This is a genomic window from Flavobacterium soli DSM 19725 (assembly GCF_000422705.1).
GTDB lineage: Bacteria > Bacteroidota > Bacteroidia > Flavobacteriales > Flavobacteriaceae > Flavobacterium > Flavobacterium soli.
This window is the reverse complement of the sequence record NZ_AUGO01000007.1, coordinates 223428-240304: the sequence shown is the minus strand read 5'-3', so window position 1 is coordinate 240304 and position 16877 is coordinate 223428. Positions and strand designations below refer to the sequence as shown.

Genomic DNA, 16877 nt, shown 5'->3' with positions numbered 1-16877 from the left:
CCCTATGTCAAGGGTTGTGAAAAATATTTTTCCTTGCAAATTTCGAAATATTCCTGCAAGGTTATTTTATGTGGTTCAAACTGTTTATTGAGTGTGGCTATGTTTTGAATTCTGTCCAAACGAAATGCTCTGAAATCTTTCCTTAGTAAGCAAAAAGCAATGAGTAACCAATTTTCTTGTGTGCTGTAAATGGCAAAAGGTTCAATTGTTCTTTCCGTTGTTTGATTGGTGTCGGGTGAATGGTATTTTATTTTGACAAGGTTGAAATTTGTCAAGGCTAGCTGTAATGTTGATAGATAATTGCTTGTCCGGTTGTGGTCTGCATTTTGTCTAAATACCATTCGGTCGGAAAGTAAGTTTGCTTTGTCTTTGGTGTTGTTGCGTAAAACAGATTTTATTTTGTTGATAGCTTCTGAATATTCTTTTACAAATGAAGCGTCTTTATTTTTTAAAATGAGTTGTTCGGCTGTAATTAACGCATTGGCTTCGCTTTCGGTAAACATTACCGGTGGTATTCTATAACCTTCCATTAAATAATAACCTTTTCCGTCTTCTGTCAGTATTGGAACACCTGCCTGTTCTAGTGCTTTTATATCTCTATAAATTGTCCTGTTACTTACTGAAAATTTATTCGCTAATGCTGAAGCTGTCAAAAGTCGTTTCGTTTGCAAAATTGTCAAAATTGCAGTTAGTCGTGAAAGTCGTTTAGTATCTTTATTATCGTCCATTTTTCTATCTGTTCAGGTTTGGACAAGGTCGTCATAGCCTGACCGCTAAAGTTTCGTAGCTTGACGCAGTAGCGAAGCCAGGGAACTGATTATTTTCTGTTAAAGATAAATATTTTTCTTGAAGAAAAAACGTCAAGGTAACAAAGCAAACTAGCCATTATTGCAAACCGCTGTTGTGCGATCGGCTTTCTATTTTATTACTATTTTCTCGTGTATTACTTTGTTATCATTATAATGTACTTTTACAATGTAAACCCCAGCAGAATAATTTGTTAGATCTATTACAGTTTGTTGATTTAATGAAGATTGTTGCGTGATTAGTGCTCCAAGAATGTTATATACTTCAATTTGTAACTTGGTTAGTGATTGAGTTTCTATTTTGATTAAACCATTTGAAGGATTAGGATAAATTGTAATATCTGAATGAATATCAAATTCTGAATTCTCTAGGTTTTCTGGAAAAAATTTAAGTACAACCCCATCTCCATTTATACCACCACCTGAGGTCATTCCGTATAAAAATGTTCCATCTGAAATCAAAGACCTGCGTGGATAGCTACCGTGAGAAGTGCCATCAAAATCGACGAGTTTTGAAAAGCTAGTGCCATCAGGTTTTATTCTAAAAATAGTACCGATGCTATTAACACCTCCAAACATTGTCATTCCGTAAATATAATCTCCTAAAATGACAAGATTATCCATTGGTTGTTGACCATTATTTCCATCAAAACTAAGTAATTGTTGATATTCAGAGCCGTCGGGTTTGACTTTAAATATACTTCCAAAATCGTTGACACCACCGGTTCCTGTGGTTCCGTACAAAAATGTCCCGTCTGAAATGAGGGAGCCATAAGGATAGTTTCCACTTGGAGCATTATTAAAATCAATTAGTTTTGAATATCCTGTACCGTCGGGTAATATTTTGAATACAGTACCACTATAATGAATACCTCCGCCCGCAGTCGTTCCATATAAAAATGTTCCATCGTAAATTAATTCTCCATATGGAAAACGTCCTGAGGTTGTTTCTGAAAAATTAAATAAATTTTCAAAATTTGAGCCGTCAGTTTTTATCTTAAATATTGTACCATCAGTACCACCATAATTAGTCATTCCATAAAGAGAATCACCAATTAATAAAAGCCCACTCCATGGAGTACTGCCGTTTGCGCCATTAAAAGTAAGAAGTGTTGTAAAATCACTTCCATCTGGTTTTATTTTATAAACCGTTCCATGCGAGTTTACACCATCATCCCCTTTAGTTGTACCGTACAAAAAAATTCCGTCAGAGATTAGAGTTGCATAAGCATGATAGCCACTAACCGTAGGGTTAAAATCAAAAATTTTTAGATATTCCGTGCCGTCTGGTTTTACTTTAAAAATAATTCCACTGTTGAATAAACCTCCATAAACAGTTACTCCATATAGATAGGTTCCGTCATAAAAAAGATTACTGAATGGATAACCACCATTAGCACCACCATCAAAATCATGAATTTTAGTAAACTGAGCAGAAGCTGAAAATACCTTTATCAAAAATAATAGTGTAAAAAAGATTTTTATTTTTTTCATTTTTTCATTTTTTTTTTACGCTTCAGTTTTATAAGCTGTCGCACAACGTTCCACGGCTACCCGAAGGGCGGGATTTTTAGCGCTAAACTTGATTTGAAAAACTAAACTTCCATTAACCACAAAACTTTCTTTGGAACACGAAACCCCGCCTTTTGGGTAGGTGCTGTTATAGGGCGTTTTTCTTTCGTTATTCATTGTCTTCAGTTGTATCTTTTTTTCTTTGGATTGTTTTAATTGTTCCGTTTTTGAATTCAACTCTTATGTCTATATTTCTTGTTAAAAAAAGGAACTTCTTATAGGATTTACCGCATAATAAAACCAAGTCGTATTTAAAATTGTCATAAGGTATTTCGATTATGTCCAAAGTCAATTTTGTTAGTCTGTTTATGTCTTTTAAATTCATTTCTGAATTTTTCAAAGAGCTTAAAATATACTTTTCAATGTCAGGTAGATAGCTTTTAAAGTTCTCCTTAAATTCATTGTATTTGTCAACTTGTTCTTGTTTTATTTGTTTGTCTTTTGATTTAAAATACAAGTCACATAAATTACCATAGCCTTGGAAAATCGGTGAGTCGTGATATACTTCTGAATTTCCAGTCCAAGCCTTTTTTACGTATGAAAAATCCCTTTTTATTTTGTCAATAGTCAACATAATTTAATTCTTATTTGGGTCAAAAGCATACATAAAGTTGTTCAAGTGTCCGCCTGAACTTTCAAGTCCAACAATGTCCATTAGTTCTTCAAAGTAACTACAAACTCTTTCTCGGTCTTCTGTGTCAAGCTGTAAATAAAGGTCGGAAAATCGGTCAAGTCCAACTTTTATCGTGTTTTGATATTCTTTGTCAGTTGCATTTCCTTTGTCAGCAAGTTTTTTAAAGTCGTCTGCTGCAAGATTGATTTTTTTTGTCAAAACAGGTTTTAGGCTCTGGTCGCCAATTCCTGGATAAAATAGTTTGTCGTCTTGTAGAAATTTTTCTTTGTTTTTAAATTCGTCAAATTTAGTCATTGCGTTTTCAGGTGTTTTTATTTGTACTTGTCCACAAGCAGTGAAAAGAAGTAAAGTCAGTCCGAATATTATGTTTATTGTCTGTTTCACGGTCGTCTTTTAAAATACCCTATAACGTTATGCCGCTTCGCGACGTTGCCGGAAAAGCGGACTGAGTTCTCTCTGCCGAAGATAATGTTTCTTCGTGAAACCGCAATTTCCAGCAACTAAAAACCCCGTAATCGCTTGAAACGAGGGTTAAGCAACGTTTTTATTGATATAAGCTTTTTCAATTTCTTCTAATAGTTTTGAAACAATAATGAAAAGATCATTTGAATTATAATCTAAAAACATTTCTTCAATTTCATCCCAATCTCCGTGAACAAAACAATTTCGTACTCTTCTTATTTTATTATTAAAAAACGAAACTTCTGTAGACGCATCTATTTTAAGCGCACAGTTCTCTTTTAAATAATTTATATAAGTTTCGATTTTGCTTTTTCCGATTTCCGTTTTCAATTTAATCTTATAACCTCCGTAAACCTTTGATTTATTTTCGACAGAATACTCTGAACATAATGATTTCAAAGATTTTTCCAAAAAGATTGAAACCAGTAATACCTGATTCATAGGAACAATAAATTTATAAGTGTCTAACCAATTTGGAATTTCAAATTCTTCTAAGCCTTGTAAAAAGTCAATATTTTGAAATTCTAGACCATCATAATTGCAGCAAACTTCGAATGGATTTTTTTCTAAATATTCTTTTCCTCTTTTGAGATTTTTTATTTTATCAAAAACTGCATTTTGAAAAATCAAACAGAAATTATAAAGCTGTTTTAATTCTTCTTCGATAACTGCATACTCAACAATTGCACTGTTACTTTGAAAGAGCTGCCATTCTATTTTTTCTGACAAAGGAGTAAATCGTTCCATTGATTTTGATGCTGTTGAAAATGTTGCACAACGTCTTGGCGCTACATGAGGTTTGGGATTAAGAATGCGTAATCTTTCGGATTTGCCAAATTTTCCAAGTATAAAACTATCTTTAAATTCATCCTAATGCCCAAATCTCGTGTAACGGCTGTTAGCACTCGTTATTTATTCGTTTTCTTTAAATTCATCAATCTCCATTTGTAAATATCTTTGTCCTTCTCGAAAAGCAGATTCGTTTGCAAGTTGGTCTTGTAATGATATTCTACGTAAATATTTAAATAACTTTGTATCGATTCCACTTTGATTATATTCTACAATTTTTTTGTCAAATTCTAATGTCAAAAATATTTCATTGTTACGGAAAATAGTAAAATAATAATCTTCATCAGCGTTGTTTAAGTTCTTTTCAACTCTAAATTTTAAATCTTCTTCATTTTGTTCTAGAATTAAGTGTTCAATTTTATCAATTAGATATTTATCTATATATAAAAAGTTTCCTGAAATTCCAGCTCTTGAACCAGAGGATTCCATTAAATAAGCTTTTGAGAATGCTGTATTCATTTGAAATACTCTAGGATGGAATGAAGATGTAAAACTATCGGCAACAGAAACAGTAGATTCTGCATACATATAATCATATCGATGTCCATAAGTAATTATTCCTCTTACTCCTGGATAACCATTTCCAACGTCGTTATAATTTAAACCCTCATACTCCATTAATAAGTCATCCAAAACCATAACTAATTGGTTTTTAAAATATTTAACTTTAGAATTGATATCAAAGTTTAGAACAATTCCATCATTCAAAGTAAAACTTGTGGTACGGTGTATAGACGAAAATTTATTTACGTGAGTTAGGTCAAGGGACTTAATTCTCTTGAGTTGGCTTTCGCATCTTTTATCTTTTAAATTCCAATTTGCATCCATTAATGGCTTTCCATAGCCCAATAAATCATACCAAGAACAGATACATTCTGTTATTTCATAAATTGATTCTGAATCTGTCATATTCTCCGTAGTTTTTTATAATGAATGCTAACGTTTCGCCGCTTTGCGTCTGTTGCGAGCTTCTGAACTGCGTATTTTCTACTAAGATAATATTTCTTGCGAAAGATAAACGTCAATTTTGCACTTTTCTCGCAATAGCGCAAAACGGCTGTTGGCAGATCAGTTGTTTTTTTAATTAAAACTTTTTTTTTCGGAATTAGGTTTTATATTTTCCGTTTCTTGACTCAACTATTTATTGTTTAAATTCTATATGTCATATCGTATCGATGCATTCCAATTGTATAGTAATCGTTAGTTATTTTAGTTGTGAAAAATCCATACTTTTCAAAAAATCCACAAGAATATTGAGTTGTATCAATAATTATTGGAACTCCAGGTTTGAGCCTTTTAATTTCTTCAATTCTGTGTAATAATAGTTTTTTACCAAATCCTTTTTTATGATAATCTTTGTGAATTAATCCCCAAGCCAATGAAATTATTTGATTGCTATCTTTATCTCCAAATCCACCACAACCAATAATTTTTTCGTCATAAACTATAACATAAAAATGTGTTTTATTATCATCTTTTTCAATTCTCATTAGAAAATTCTCAAAATCTTTTATTTCTTCTTCTGCAAAATATTTCGGCACATTACTTTTGAAAGATTCTATGCATACATCTTTATCAGTTTTGATATATTTTCTTATTGTTGTATTCATTTTAAATTAGTTTATTTTTTACGTTTTTCAGGTCAACTGTCTGCCAACGTGAGGCCGCTTCACGCAGTTGCGGATGAAAGCGGACCGAGTTCTCTCTGCCAAGATAGAACATTCTTCGTGAAGACGAAAGTTCAACCCTGAAAAATCCCGCACTGACGACTAACGGCTGTTAGCAGAAGCCCAGCTAGAACGGTAAATCATCGACTTCGTTGTCATTAATTTCTACTTTTGGTTGGGGATATTTTCTATTGTAATATGAGTTTAAAAATAATCCCACGGTCGTAAAAGCATTAATTGTCAAATAAACATAGATTGAGTCATCTATAAGAAGATCTTCTTTTGTTTTTCCGTGAAAGATTGTTTTTTCACTCCGTAATTTTTCAATAGACTGACTTATCGAAAGTAGCGATGAACAAAGGGTTTTTGCCTCTGGTGGAAAATGTGGCTCGTTTAATTTAAACTCATTGATAATACTTTGCATTAGTTTATATAGAGTTTCTCCACCTTTTAATTTGTTTGAAAACCTTTCATCCTTAAGGATTTCTTTAATTAAACTTTCAAACGCTGAATTCGCCAAACCGATAGACAAACTCGGATCTGATTCAATGTTTTTAACAGCTTTGATAAAAGTGTCATAAACATTTTCGTACTGTTCTTTTATTGCATTTTTAAAAGTAGGAATAGAAGGTACGAAGTCAGGCGTGTCGATTCCTAAATCTATAGCAATTTTCAGAATCGTATAGCCTTTCATATTATGAAGTGTAGATTTCAAATCAATATTGCCATTTACATCAAGGCTTATTGCAAAATTCTCCCATCGATTATTATAATTATAAGCGTCGTCGGACTCGTGCCACTTTCTAATGTAGAAAAGTACGTCTTTATAACTTTTAAATTGTTCCCAGATTTTGTCATGAACTTGTTGGACAAGCTGCATTTGATATCTTGGCGAAATGAGTTCGTTCATAGTTCAGATTTTCAATTGGGTTTCTGCTAACGTTCCGCGGCTACCCGCAGTAGCGGCAAGTTAAGAATAAATGTAATAAGAAATTGTGAAGTTCAGAGTATTTTCCAAGAAAGATAAACGAGCTATTGCGGGTAACCGCTGTTATGTGTAGTGCCGTTCAGTATTTTAAAAATCATATGATTTGGTAACGTTTTCTTCTACTTGCTTTTCTATGACGCAATTTGAAAACTTCTTTTCTTCAAAAATTATACTCAAGCTTGGTAATTTATTATAATACTTTACGGTTCCAATTTCAAAATCAAGAAAGAAATAAGATGAATTAAAAGCAACTTCATTATCCGACGACCAGATTAGATTTAAAGTTGAAAAATGAATTTCAGTAATTTTTTTCAATTTCTTTTTTGGAACACTTATTTCTTCACCGTTGTATGATATTTTTATTGAACTCCAATTTTTACCGTCATATTTTGCCGTCATTATTTCTCCAGTTTTATAAGTCAACTGCGCTTCAATTAGCTTTCTTTTTTGGCTTACTATTTCATCACACACCGTTTTTAATTTTGAATCGCCAGAATTCAAGTTTACAACTTCGTTATTTTCGAATACGAATTTGAAAGATTCGGGCTTTTCAATTCTATCCTTATTTGCATAAATATTAGCAAAAGTTAGAATTAAGATAATAGTGAAAATTGGCTTTATGTTTCTCATTTGTAGTTTTTCGAGGCATTACACATAACTTGTATATATACGAAACAAACCTTCGCATATACACCCAAATTTGGGCGGATTGGCGAAGGTTTGTTTCGCTTTATTGTTTCTCAAAAGTAATTAAAAAAGATTACAAATCATCAAAAGGACTTTTTATTTGTTGAATGCTTTTCGTACTGACGTGCGTGTAAATTTCGGTGGTTTTACTGCTATTGTGTCCTAATAATTCTTGTATGTATCACAAGTCAGTCACGCTTTCTAATAGATGAGTGGCATAGCTGTGCCGAAGCCAATGTAGCGTAACTGGTTTTGCAATTCCTGCTTTTTGTAAAGCTTGTTTCAGTAGGAGTTGCAAGCTTCTGGCATCATAAGGCTGTCCTTTGATTTGTCCTTCAAACAAATATTTTTCGGGTTTAAAAACGGCGTAATAATTTCGCAACATTTCCAAAATTTTTGGGCTCAAAGGTGCAATTCTATCTTTTTTGCCTTTGGCGTTTTTGAGAAGTACGATGTTTCTTTTAGAATCGATATGCACGGGTTCCAGAGCCAGCAACTCGCCACAACGCAATCCGCAACTATAAATCAAGGAAAGCATCATGCTATGTTTGAGGTTACTGTGGGCATTTAGAATTAGTTTTATCTCTTCTTTGCTCAAAACGTTAGGCAAAACTTTTCCTCGTTTAGGACGATGAATTTTATCCACTAAGATCTTTGTGTCTCTAATAGTCTGAAAGAATAACTTGATGGCATTTACGATTTGGTTTTGATAAGAAGCCGAAAGCTTGTTTTTTAAAATATATTCGTTGTTGTACATGATTACATCTTCGTTGGTAATTCCCGTCAAAGGTTTCTCTCGGTAAAAAACCAGAAAATATTTCAAAGCCTCGCTATAAGTAGTAACAGTGCGATCACTATAGCGTTTGGAACGCATCCATTGTTTGAATTTTTCAATATTTTCAATCCCTTCTGTCGATGGAAGGTTTGATAATTGTGGTGCAATCTTAAACCGAACCCGATGTTCTTCGGTATCAGGCAAGTGCCATACTTTTAAGGTTTGGCTCCATCTCGCACCATCAATTTTTTTTATTCGCGCAATCAGATCGTCGCTCTTTTCAAAAAACACAGCAACTCTATTTTCATTACCATATCGCATCAGCTCTGCTTCCTATTTCATTTTTCTAATTTTATATAAATTATAATAAATCTACTTATAATTGTTTTTGCGATAATAGGCTTTTCCATAAAAATAATTCAAAACTAGCAATTGCAAAAAAGCCACTAAGGGAGAAAGGAGTAAGGAAACAACCAAATAGAAGCCCCATTCTTTACAACCCCCAAGAAAATCAACCCCTACAACTATAAGCATCACTATCAACCTTCTAAAACCAAAAACAATAAAGCCAACCTCGCATAAAAAATATAGTAACCCCTGCCATTCTTCAAAAGTATCGCATCATTATTCCAACACCTTGAACCATTAACCCATCACCTCGCATCATTATCCCATGATCTCGTATCATTATCTCATGACCTCGCATCATTATGCCATGACCTCGCATCATTATCCCATGATATCGTATCATTATGCCATGACCTCGTATCATTATCCTATGACCTCGTATCATTATCCCATAACCTCGTATCATTATTCCATGACCTCGTATCATTATGCCATGACCTCGTATACTTTTAACAAACACTCGCACTTTAAAAATGGGTACCAAAAACTGAAATAGGGGTATCTCGATGTAAAAACCAGCAATTCAATACACACTATTTTCCACCCGCTTCTATAAGTAAATCGCTTTATTCATAAGGCTTACGGCTTCATTAATCAAAAATAAAATACCATCAACCACAGCATCCTCTCGATATATTTAGACGAAATCGCACTAGCTTTTTCGCCCCCATCAACCTTAATGATCCTTGTTTTATTCTATTTTCAAAAACAACATGCAGCATATCGCTTTACCCATCCCGAAAATCTCAAAAGCAACCACTAAAACGTCACCTCAAAAAACCAAAATTCCCCATTTAGCTCCCTCAATTGTTATAAAACGGCAATAAAAAACACCACACTCTCAAAGCTTCTAACTACATTTGCACACAAATTTTCAAAACCATGACCCTGCAGCAGTACACCCGAGAGTTTTCCTATAATCTAAAACTGGCCTATCCCATCATTCTGGGCATGATTGGCCACACCCTGGTAGGAATTGTCGACAATATCATGGTAGGTAAACTGGGACCAACAGAGCTTGCAGCCGTATCCCTCGGGAACAGTTTTGTTTTTATCGCCATGTCCCTTGGAGTTGGGTTTTCCACAGCGCTAACCCCGCTAATTGCCGAAGCCGATGGCGAGAAGAACATCGAAAAGGGGAGAAGCGTTTTCCACCACGGACTCTACTTGTGTAGTATTCTGGGCATTGCCCTCTTTATCCTCATCTTCTTTTGCAAGCCCTTGATTGCCTATATGGGACAACCCGAAGCGGTAGTAGAAATGGCAAAGCCTTACCTCGATATCGTCGGCTGCTCCTTGATTCCGCTTATAATGTATCAAGCCTACAAGCAGTTTGCAGACGGGCTTAGTGAAACCAAATACTCGATGTGGGCCACCATCATCGGGAACCTCACCAATGTGGTCATAAACTACTTCCTCATCTATGGGATATGGATTTTCCCTCAGTGGGGTATCATTGGGGCAGCCGTTGGAACCATTGCTTCACGGTTTGTAATGCTAGGTTTTATGCATTTTGTGATGGTGAACAAGCCTAAGTTCCATGCTTATTTTGAAGGTTTCAGTTTGAAGGAAATTAATACAGCCATGCGAAACAGGATCATCAGCCTTGGTTTGCCATCGGCCATGCAAATGTTCTTCGAAGTGGCTTTGTTTACCGGAGCGATCTGGCTCTGTGGCATTATCGGGACAACCAGTCAGGCAGCCAACCAGATTGCACTGAGTTTGGCATCGCTAACCTTTATGTTTGCAATGGGACTAAGTGTGGCAGCCATGATCCGTGTAGGCAACCAGAAAGGACTAGCCGATTATAAAAAGTTGAGAACCGTAGCCATCTCGATATTTTTGCTGGTAGTAGTCATCGAAATTGTTTTTGCCTTGCTCTTTGTAGCCTTGCACACCACTTTGCCCTATATGTTTATCGACATTGAGGATGCACAAAACTTCACCAAGAACCTTGAAGTGATTGCCATCGCTTCGCAGTTGCTCTTGGTTGCAGCAGTTTTTCAAATATCAGATGGTTTGCAAGTCGTGATCCTGGGAGCCTTGAGAGGCTTGCAAGATGCAAAAATCCCAATGTATATAACCTTTGTGGCCTATTGGATAATTGGCTTCCCAATTTCGATCTACTTGGGACTTTACACGAGTCTTGGAGCAACAGGTGTCTGGATAGGACTTTTAGCCGGATTAACAGCTGCAGCAATATTTTTGTATATTCGCTTTCAGAAACTCACCAAGAGGTTAATTAGTGGGCAGTAGTTAGTGGTCAGTATTCAGTCGCAATCAAGTTTGCACCGATTTGTTAAACGACCCAGATTCTATACTCTATACTCCATATTCTAAACTCTAAAATCTAAACTCTAAAATTTAAACTCAAATGGAATTACCAAAATTTTTACTAGGCGACAATACCGATTTCCCAGAAGATATCTTCATCATACATTTGGATTACCCTCGTTTTATCATCAACCTGAAAGACGATGAGGTAGAGTTCCTCGAAGAAGACGAAGACCTAGACGAAGCCGAACTCAATGCCGAAATGGAAAACTTGATCACGCAAGCCAATGCGTTTTATGATAGGGAAGTGGCACGATATGAGGAGTAGATAGTGTTCAGTGTTCAGTATTCAGTTTTGTAAATTCTAACAGAATGCTTAATGAAGCTTAACACCTTAATGGATTTAAAATATCTTATTTCTTAAAATAGTGTTCCAATAAAATACTAGCAGCTGCAAACGGTGAGATTTCATTGTTTTGCACTGCTTTTTTGTTTTCTTCCAGCAAAGTTGCTATTTCAGGATGGTTAAAGAAGTCATTTTTCAACCGTTCATTAATGGTTTCGAGCATCCAATAGTGGTTTTGACTGCTTCGCTTTTCTTCAAAATAGCCATTACCTTCCGTAAGTTTCAAATAATCCGAAATGGTATTCCAAACCCCATCAATTCCTTCTTTGGTATAAGAACTGCAAGTCGAAACCGTTGGTACCCATCCCGATTTTTTGGCAGGAAAAAGGTGGAGTGCTCTGTTGAATTCGGTCTTCGCCAATTTCGCTCGCTTGATGTTATCGCCATCGGCTTTGTTGATGACAATCGCATCGGCCATTTCCATAATGCCACGCTTGATGCCTTGAAGTTCATCACCAGCACCGGATATTTTTAGCAGAAGAAAGAAGTCAACCATACTGTGAACGGCAGTTTCGCTCTGGCCAACGCCAACAGTTTCAATGATGATAGTATCAAATCCGCAGGCTTCACAAAGTGTAATGGTTTCACGCGTTTTTCGAGCCACGCCACCAAGAGTATCACCCGAAGCCGAAGGACGGATGTAGGCATTTTTATCTTTCACCAGCTCTTCCATTCGGGTTTTATCGCCAAGAATACTCCCATGCGAAATAGTACTACTAGGATCGACCGCCAAGACAGCTACTTTTTTACCCAAACCGGTCAAATATTTGCCGAAGGCTTCAATAAAAGTACTTTTTCCAACACCAGGAACGCCTGTAATCCCAATGCGAACCGAGCGATTGGCATGTGGCAAACAGGCATTGATTACTTCATTGGCTTTCGCCAAATGATTACTGTTTGTACTTTCAACAAGTGTGATCGCCCTACTCAAAGAAGTAATGTTTCCGTCCAAAATTCCCTTAATAAGTTCGTTTGAAGACGGTTGCACTTTTCTAAACTGCTGAATATGTTCCACCACCGATGCACTGATGCTTTCGGGTTGTACAACACCTTCTTTTTCTTCAAGAGCCGATTTTTTGTTAGGAGCTTTTTTCACGGTTGATATTTGGTGTAGTAAAAGTAAGTAAAAGAATAAGAGTTTAAAAATGGATTCCTCACCTTATTCTTGAAAAAGCGTGATCGTATAATCCAATAAAGCTTTGTCTCCAATTTTGCCATGTCCCGGAATAATGGTCTTTACATCTGGATAGGCCAACTTGATGTTGCGAATGGTTTCTGGCCAAACTTTTACATTGGCATCTTCAAGATTTCCTTTTCCGGCATTCATCTCTTTAACCAAACAACCACCAAACATGGTCTTTTCTAAAGGAAAATAACCAATGATATTGTCTTTTGTGTGGCCTTCGCCAAAGTATCTCGCCTGTATTTTTTGTGTTCCAATGGTAAACTCATGTTCAGTCGCGATTCCGTTTTGAGGAACAGCCGAACCTTGATTTTTCGCCAGTTGGATGGTTTGCTCATTTGCAAATGAGGGAACTCCAATTTTATGAAAAGCCTCAAGACCACCCAAACAATCATCATGGAAATGTGTGGCGACAACAGCTTTTATTTTACAATGAAGTTTATTGGTGATGATTGAAATAAGTTCTTCGGATGTTTGATCATCAACTGCGGTATCAAAGACAATGGCTTCATTCCGGTCGATCACAATCATTCCGTTACAGCCTACCATGCCAAAACTTTTGGTTTCCAGAAACGAAATATGCTGGTAAACATGAGGCGAAACTTGTTTAACCGTCACATTTTTTGAACTATAAGTGGTAGTATTATTTTGTTTGGCAACATTGCAGGAAAAAAATAACAGCGTGAAGCAGAAAACCAAGAATTTCATAAAGGAAAGGTATTGTGATTGGGGTTAAAATTACAAAAACAGTTTCAAAAAGCGAGAAGCATTCTGAAACTGTTTTATAAGATGAGCTATTTTTTAAGCAAGCTAGATTTAGTAAGCTGCAGTAAATCTTACTTGATGGTGTTTCGGATTTTCAACTTCGTCAGCAAGCACGACAGCAACATCTTCTCCAGAAAGGATACTTCTGTTTTCAGCATTAAAGATAGGGTTTTCTAAACCCAAACGGTAATTACCCGTTCTTCCTGTCGTTATCCCAGGATGCATCTCAATCGCTGGACTGAAAAAAGCCCAATCCAATTCTTTTTCAGCTTTAATAATTTCCAAATAATCGCGAGCTGCTGTAGCTCCAGGTTTTATATCGGCAGGAAATTCTGGACCATCCACAAGTTGATTTCCATCAATATATAAACTTCCGGCACCGCCAACAGTTATCAGTCGCTTTACACCAGATTGTTTCACAGCTTCCTGAATCGCTTTGGCTCCAGCCAAAAAATCAGTATAGATGTTAGGGTTCGTCCACCCTGGATTAAAGGCACTCACGACCACATCGTGTCCTTTCAAGACATTAGAGAGTTCTTGAATGTTGAAGACATCAACCGCCACATATTTCAAGTTTTCCTTATCGGATGGCTGTGCGGTTCGCGAAATGGCTGTTACCTCGTGTTTGCGGTTTGTAAATTCGTTTACAAGACTTTTACCTAAAAATCCTGTTGCTCCAATGATTGCTACTTTCATATTTATATGTAATTAAAAATGTTACAGTTTTGTTTAAAAAAAAGGCTAGAACTTATTTTCAAAATCAAGCAGCGAGATGCTATTCAATTGGTTGCTGATCTTATCATTGATACTATCATAAAGCAATTGAAGATTCTGGTTGATTTGTTTTCCAACAGGACAATCCGGATTGGGATCTTTTTTAGAAAATCCCAGACTTACTTTTTCAAAAGTAAGCTTGAAAATCATATCAAGCGTGATGTCTTTTGAAGGAATTAAAAGCTTTGTACCACCATTTTTTCCTTCCTTACTTTCTACAATATTATGTTTTTTCAGATTGGCAATTTCCTTGCGGACCAAAACAGGATGCAGATTCATACTTCCCGCTAAAAATTCCGACGATAGATATTCATCGGGAAATTTAGAAAGCAAAGTGAGAATGTGTAACGTGATGGCAAACTTACCTGAAAGCATACTGTAATAAAATATGTTACAAATATACATTCTTTCTGAATTCCAAACATTAAAAAAGAGTTAAAAATGAAATCTGACATTTTATAGTAGTATTTTTGCAGTCTAGTTTCAGTTATGGAAAACATCATCATAGTCTTTGTTTGCTTGCTTCTGGGGATTTTCCTGCAGCGGATAAAAGATTTTCCAGTGAACAGCCACAAGGTTTTGAACCAGTTTGTCATTTATATTTCACTTCCGGCTTTAGCACTTTATTATATACCAAAAATTGCATTAAGTTATCAATTGGTGTTTCCAATGGCAGTTGCTTGGATTGGATTTATGCTTTCGTTTGCATTCTTTTGGTTGTTAGGAAAAGCCTTTGGATGGTCGAAAAAGTTAACAGGGTGTTTGATTTTGGTAGGAGGCTTAGGGAATACTTCTTTCGTCGGATTTCCTGTGATCGAAGCTTTATACGGAAGAGAAGGATTGGAAACGGCCATCGTTTTAGATCAAACGGGTTCGTTTTTAGTATTAACAACATTAGGGATCATCGTGGCTTCAATGTATTCACGCGATACTCCAAATGCAAGTTTGATTTTGAAAAAAGTCGTTTTGTTTCCGCCATTTATTGCTTTTGTCATTGGAGGTTTTTTGAATGTTTTCCAATTGGATTTTGTAGAAACAATGCAAAATGTGTTTCAGAAATTAGGCGGAACTGTAACGACAATAGCCCTGATTGCAGTAGGTTTGCAACTCAAGATAGAGCGACAAAGCAAACACTGGAACTTCCTTGCTTTAGGACTTTTTTTTAAGCTTATAATAACACCGGCATTTATTTATATCCTCTATAAAATAATTTTTGGCGAAAACGGCAAGATCATAGAAGTCTCCATCATGGAAGCGGCAATGGCTCCCATGATAACAGCTTCGATTCTGGCATCTTCCCATGGATTAAAACCGAAATTAAGCAGTATGATGATTGGATTCGGAATTCCGTTGTCTTTCCTGACTCTTGCTTTATGGTATTGGATTTTACAAACTTTTTAGATTTTTATGGAAATTGCAAATACAAACACCTCGACACCAACAACCGATTTGGCTCAGAAAACAGTTTATCCTATCTTGTTTTCCATCGCTTTTGCCCATCTTTTAAACGATTTGCTTCAGGCGGTTATTCCAGCGGCTTATCCTATTTTGAAAGACAGTTATCAGCTAACTTTTACTCAAATCGGATTAATCACCTTTGCTTATCAAATGGCAGCTTCGATCTTGCAACCAATCGTTGGATTATACACTGATAAACGCCCCAAGCCCTATTCACAGATTTTTGGAATGGTCTTTACGCTTTCAGGAATTATACTTTTGGCGTATGCTGCAAGTTTTCCGATTATCATACTTTCGGTAGTTTTAGTGGGAATTGGTTCGTCAATCTTCCACCCCGAAGCTTCCCGAATATCTTTCTTGGCATCTGGCGGAAAACGTGGTTTGGCACAATCCATTTTTCAATTGGGTGGAAATGCGGGAACAGCAATTGGGCCTTTATTAGTAGCCTTGATTGTGGTTCCTAATAATCAGCATTATATTATTTGGTTCGCAATTGTAGCAATCCTGGCCATTTTTGTGCTTTCTAAAATTGCCGTTTGGTATCAGAACCATCTGATTTTAAGAGCCAAAAAAAATGTTGAAATCATACTTCCAGATTTGTCTCAAACGAAGATTGTGCTTTCCGTTGCAATTCTTTTGGTATTGATTTTTTCAAAATTCTTTTACACGGCCAGCATTTCGAGTTATTTCACTTTTTATTTAATGGATAAGTTTCAACTTTCAATTCAAGATGCACAGTTTCATTTGTTCTTGTTTCTGGCTTCTTGTGCTGTTGGAACCTTGATTGGTGGACCTTTGGGGGATAGATTCGGAAGAAAATATGTGATTTGGTTTTCGGTTTTGGGAGCGGCACCGTTTACATTATTACTTCCTTATGTAGATTTGTTTTGGACAGGAATACTTTCGGTTGTAATCGGGATGATCATTTCATCAGCCTTTCCGGCTATACTGGTTTATGCCCAAGAATTACTGCCTAAAAAACTAGGAATGGTTTCGGGGTTGTTCTACGGTTTCGCTTTTGGAATGGGAGGTCTTGGTTCGGCACTTCTTGGAAACTTAGCCGATCATACCAGTATTGATTATGTCTATCATCTTTGTGCTTACTTGCCTTTGATTGGTTGTATTGCTTTGTTTCTTCCAAATTTGAAGAAGAAGAAGTGATCCTAATA

The 16877-nt window shown here is 36.0% G+C and carries 20 protein-coding genes; 5 read left to right on the top strand and 15 right to left on the bottom strand.

Going from position 1 to position 16877, the window contains the following annotated elements; all coding sequences use genetic code 11:
- Positions 1-2: 2 nt before the first annotated feature.
- The 11 genes from G508_RS0110265 to G508_RS20300 all read right to left on the bottom strand — a co-directional run bounded on the left by G508_RS0110265 (position 3) and on the right by G508_RS20300 (position 8761).
- Entirely contained in the window at positions 3-728 is a 726-nt protein-coding gene (locus G508_RS0110265; protein WP_026705235.1) for a helix-turn-helix transcriptional regulator, read from the bottom strand.
- A 189-nt stretch (positions 729-917) separates the two neighbouring features.
- The gene (locus tag G508_RS0110260; RefSeq protein WP_026705234.1) at positions 918-2300 is read right to left on the bottom strand and encodes a T9SS type A sorting domain-containing protein; all 1383 of its coding nucleotides are present in this window, start codon (positions 2298-2300) and stop codon (positions 918-920) included.
- Between the two features lie 15 nt (positions 2301-2315).
- On the bottom strand, positions 2316-2495 hold the full coding sequence (locus G508_RS0110255; protein WP_026705233.1) for a hypothetical protein: 180 nt from the start codon (positions 2493-2495) through the stop codon (positions 2316-2318).
- Entirely contained in the window at positions 2488-2952 is a 465-nt protein-coding gene (locus tag G508_RS0110250; protein WP_026705232.1) for a hypothetical protein, read from the bottom strand. The genes G508_RS0110255 and G508_RS0110250 overlap by 8 nt, the downstream gene beginning before the upstream one ends.
- A 3-nt stretch (positions 2953-2955) precedes the next feature.
- Positions 2956-3396 (bottom strand): DUF4844 domain-containing protein, encoded by a 441-nt coding sequence (locus G508_RS0110245; RefSeq protein ID WP_051197546.1) that lies wholly within the window; start codon positions 3394-3396, stop codon positions 2956-2958.
- Positions 3397-3543: 147 nt separating this feature from the next.
- Positions 3544-4221, bottom strand: a complete 678-nt coding sequence (locus tag G508_RS0110240; protein WP_026705230.1) for a hypothetical protein — start codon at positions 4219-4221, stop codon at positions 3544-3546.
- Between the two features lie 165 nt (positions 4222-4386).
- Positions 4387-5232: a hypothetical protein gene (locus G508_RS0110235; RefSeq protein ID WP_026705229.1), complete on the bottom strand. Its 846-nt coding sequence runs from the start codon at positions 5230-5232 to the stop codon at positions 4387-4389.
- 239 nt (positions 5233-5471) lie between these two features.
- The gene (locus G508_RS0110230) at positions 5472-5933 is read right to left on the bottom strand and encodes a GNAT family N-acetyltransferase (protein ID WP_026705228.1); all 462 of its coding nucleotides are present in this window, start codon (positions 5931-5933) and stop codon (positions 5472-5474) included.
- Positions 5934-6117: 184 nt separating this feature from the next.
- Positions 6118-6900, bottom strand: coding sequence for an abortive infection family protein (locus tag G508_RS0110225; protein WP_026705227.1), 783 nt, complete (start codon positions 6898-6900; stop codon positions 6118-6120).
- 165 nt (positions 6901-7065) lie between these two features.
- Positions 7066-7608 carry a hypothetical protein gene (locus tag G508_RS0110220; RefSeq protein ID WP_026705226.1) on the bottom strand — a complete coding sequence of 181 codons (543 nt, stop codon included), beginning with the start codon at positions 7606-7608 and terminating at the stop codon, positions 7066-7068.
- 238 nt (positions 7609-7846) lie between these two features.
- The gene (locus G508_RS20300) at positions 7847-8761 is read right to left on the bottom strand and encodes a tyrosine-type recombinase/integrase (RefSeq protein WP_211223387.1); all 915 of its coding nucleotides are present in this window, start codon (positions 8759-8761) and stop codon (positions 7847-7849) included.
- 352 nt (positions 8762-9113) lie between these two features.
- Between G508_RS20300 and G508_RS20110 the strand changes: the two genes are divergently transcribed.
- The 3 genes from G508_RS20110 to G508_RS0110195 all read left to right on the top strand — a co-directional run bounded on the left by G508_RS20110 (position 9114) and on the right by G508_RS0110195 (position 11450).
- Positions 9114-9344, top strand: a complete 231-nt coding sequence (locus tag G508_RS20110; RefSeq protein ID WP_157485957.1) for a hypothetical protein — start codon at positions 9114-9116, stop codon at positions 9342-9344.
- Between the two features lie 386 nt (positions 9345-9730).
- Positions 9731-11104 carry an MATE family efflux transporter gene (locus G508_RS0110200; RefSeq protein ID WP_026705224.1) on the top strand — a complete coding sequence of 458 codons (1374 nt, stop codon included), beginning with the start codon at positions 9731-9733 and terminating at the stop codon, positions 11102-11104.
- Positions 11105-11222: 118 nt separating this feature from the next.
- On the top strand, positions 11223-11450 hold the full coding sequence (locus G508_RS0110195) for a hypothetical protein (RefSeq protein ID WP_026705223.1): 228 nt from the start codon (positions 11223-11225) through the stop codon (positions 11448-11450).
- Between the two features lie 85 nt (positions 11451-11535).
- Here the strand turns inward: G508_RS0110195 and meaB are convergent, their stop codons facing one another.
- The 4 genes from meaB to G508_RS0110175 all read right to left on the bottom strand — a co-directional run bounded on the left by meaB (position 11536) and on the right by G508_RS0110175 (position 14625).
- Positions 11536-12633: a methylmalonyl Co-A mutase-associated GTPase MeaB gene (gene meaB / locus G508_RS0110190; protein ID WP_026705222.1), complete on the bottom strand. Its 1098-nt coding sequence runs from the start codon at positions 12631-12633 to the stop codon at positions 11536-11538.
- A 54-nt stretch (positions 12634-12687) separates the two neighbouring features.
- Complete coding sequence (bla, locus tag G508_RS0110185; RefSeq protein ID WP_026705221.1) at positions 12688-13419, bottom strand: subclass B1 metallo-beta-lactamase; 732 nt, start codon at positions 13417-13419, stop codon at positions 12688-12690.
- Positions 13420-13527: 108 nt separating this feature from the next.
- Entirely contained in the window at positions 13528-14172 is a 645-nt protein-coding gene (locus tag G508_RS0110180; protein WP_026705220.1) for an NAD(P)-dependent oxidoreductase, read from the bottom strand.
- A gap of 45 nt (positions 14173-14217) precedes the next feature.
- A complete protein-coding gene (locus G508_RS0110175; protein WP_026705219.1) occupies positions 14218-14625 on the bottom strand; it encodes an Rrf2 family transcriptional regulator in 408 nt (135 codons plus the stop codon).
- 114 nt (positions 14626-14739) lie between these two features.
- Between G508_RS0110175 and G508_RS0110170 the strand changes: the two genes are divergently transcribed.
- Together G508_RS0110170 and G508_RS0110165 are read left to right on the top strand one after the other, a co-directional pair.
- Positions 14740-15651 (top strand): AEC family transporter, encoded by a 912-nt coding sequence (locus G508_RS0110170; RefSeq protein WP_026705218.1) that lies wholly within the window; start codon positions 14740-14742, stop codon positions 15649-15651.
- Positions 15652-15657: 6 nt separating this feature from the next.
- The gene (locus tag G508_RS0110165) at positions 15658-16869 is read left to right on the top strand and encodes an MFS transporter (protein ID WP_026705217.1); all 1212 of its coding nucleotides are present in this window, start codon (positions 15658-15660) and stop codon (positions 16867-16869) included.
- The last annotated feature ends 8 nt before the right edge of the window (positions 16870-16877 follow it).

Coding starts and splice junctions, on each gene's coding strand:
- G508_RS0110265 (WP_026705235.1), bottom strand. CDS start 728: ATGGACGATAATAAAGATACTAAACGACTTTCACGACTAACTGCAATT.
- G508_RS0110260 (WP_026705234.1), bottom strand. CDS start 2,300: ATGAAAAAAATAAAAATCTTTTTTACACTATTATTTTTGATAAAGGTA.
- G508_RS0110255 (WP_026705233.1), bottom strand. CDS start 2,495: ATGAATAACGAAAGAAAAACGCCCTATAACAGCACCTACCCAAAAGGC.
- G508_RS0110250 (WP_026705232.1), bottom strand. CDS start 2,952: ATGTTGACTATTGACAAAATAAAAAGGGATTTTTCATACGTAAAAAAG.
- G508_RS0110240 (WP_026705230.1), bottom strand. CDS start 4,221: ATGGAACGATTTACTCCTTTGTCAGAAAAAATAGAATGGCAGCTCTTT.
- G508_RS0110235 (WP_026705229.1), bottom strand. CDS start 5,232: ATGACAGATTCAGAATCAATTTATGAAATAACAGAATGTATCTGTTCT.
- G508_RS0110230 (WP_026705228.1), bottom strand. CDS start 5,933: ATGAATACAACAATAAGAAAATATATCAAAACTGATAAAGATGTATGC.
- G508_RS0110225 (WP_026705227.1), bottom strand. CDS start 6,900: ATGAACGAACTCATTTCGCCAAGATATCAAATGCAGCTTGTCCAACAA.
- G508_RS0110220 (WP_026705226.1), bottom strand. CDS start 7,608: ATGAGAAACATAAAGCCAATTTTCACTATTATCTTAATTCTAACTTTT.
- G508_RS20300 (WP_211223387.1), bottom strand. CDS start 8,761: ATGCGATATGGTAATGAAAATAGAGTTGCTGTGTTTTTTGAAAAGAGC.
- G508_RS20110 (WP_157485957.1), top strand. CDS start 9,114: ATGATCTCGTATCATTATCTCATGACCTCGCATCATTATGCCATGACC.
- G508_RS0110200 (WP_026705224.1), top strand. CDS start 9,731: ATGACCCTGCAGCAGTACACCCGAGAGTTTTCCTATAATCTAAAACTG.
- G508_RS0110195 (WP_026705223.1), top strand. CDS start 11,223: ATGGAATTACCAAAATTTTTACTAGGCGACAATACCGATTTCCCAGAA.
- bla (WP_026705221.1), bottom strand. CDS start 13,419: ATGAAATTCTTGGTTTTCTGCTTCACGCTGTTATTTTTTTCCTGCAAT.
- G508_RS0110180 (WP_026705220.1), bottom strand. CDS start 14,172: ATGAAAGTAGCAATCATTGGAGCAACAGGATTTTTAGGTAAAAGTCTT.
- G508_RS0110175 (WP_026705219.1), bottom strand. CDS start 14,625: ATGCTTTCAGGTAAGTTTGCCATCACGTTACACATTCTCACTTTGCTT.
- G508_RS0110170 (WP_026705218.1), top strand. CDS start 14,740: ATGGAAAACATCATCATAGTCTTTGTTTGCTTGCTTCTGGGGATTTTC.
- G508_RS0110165 (WP_026705217.1), top strand. CDS start 15,658: ATGGAAATTGCAAATACAAACACCTCGACACCAACAACCGATTTGGCT.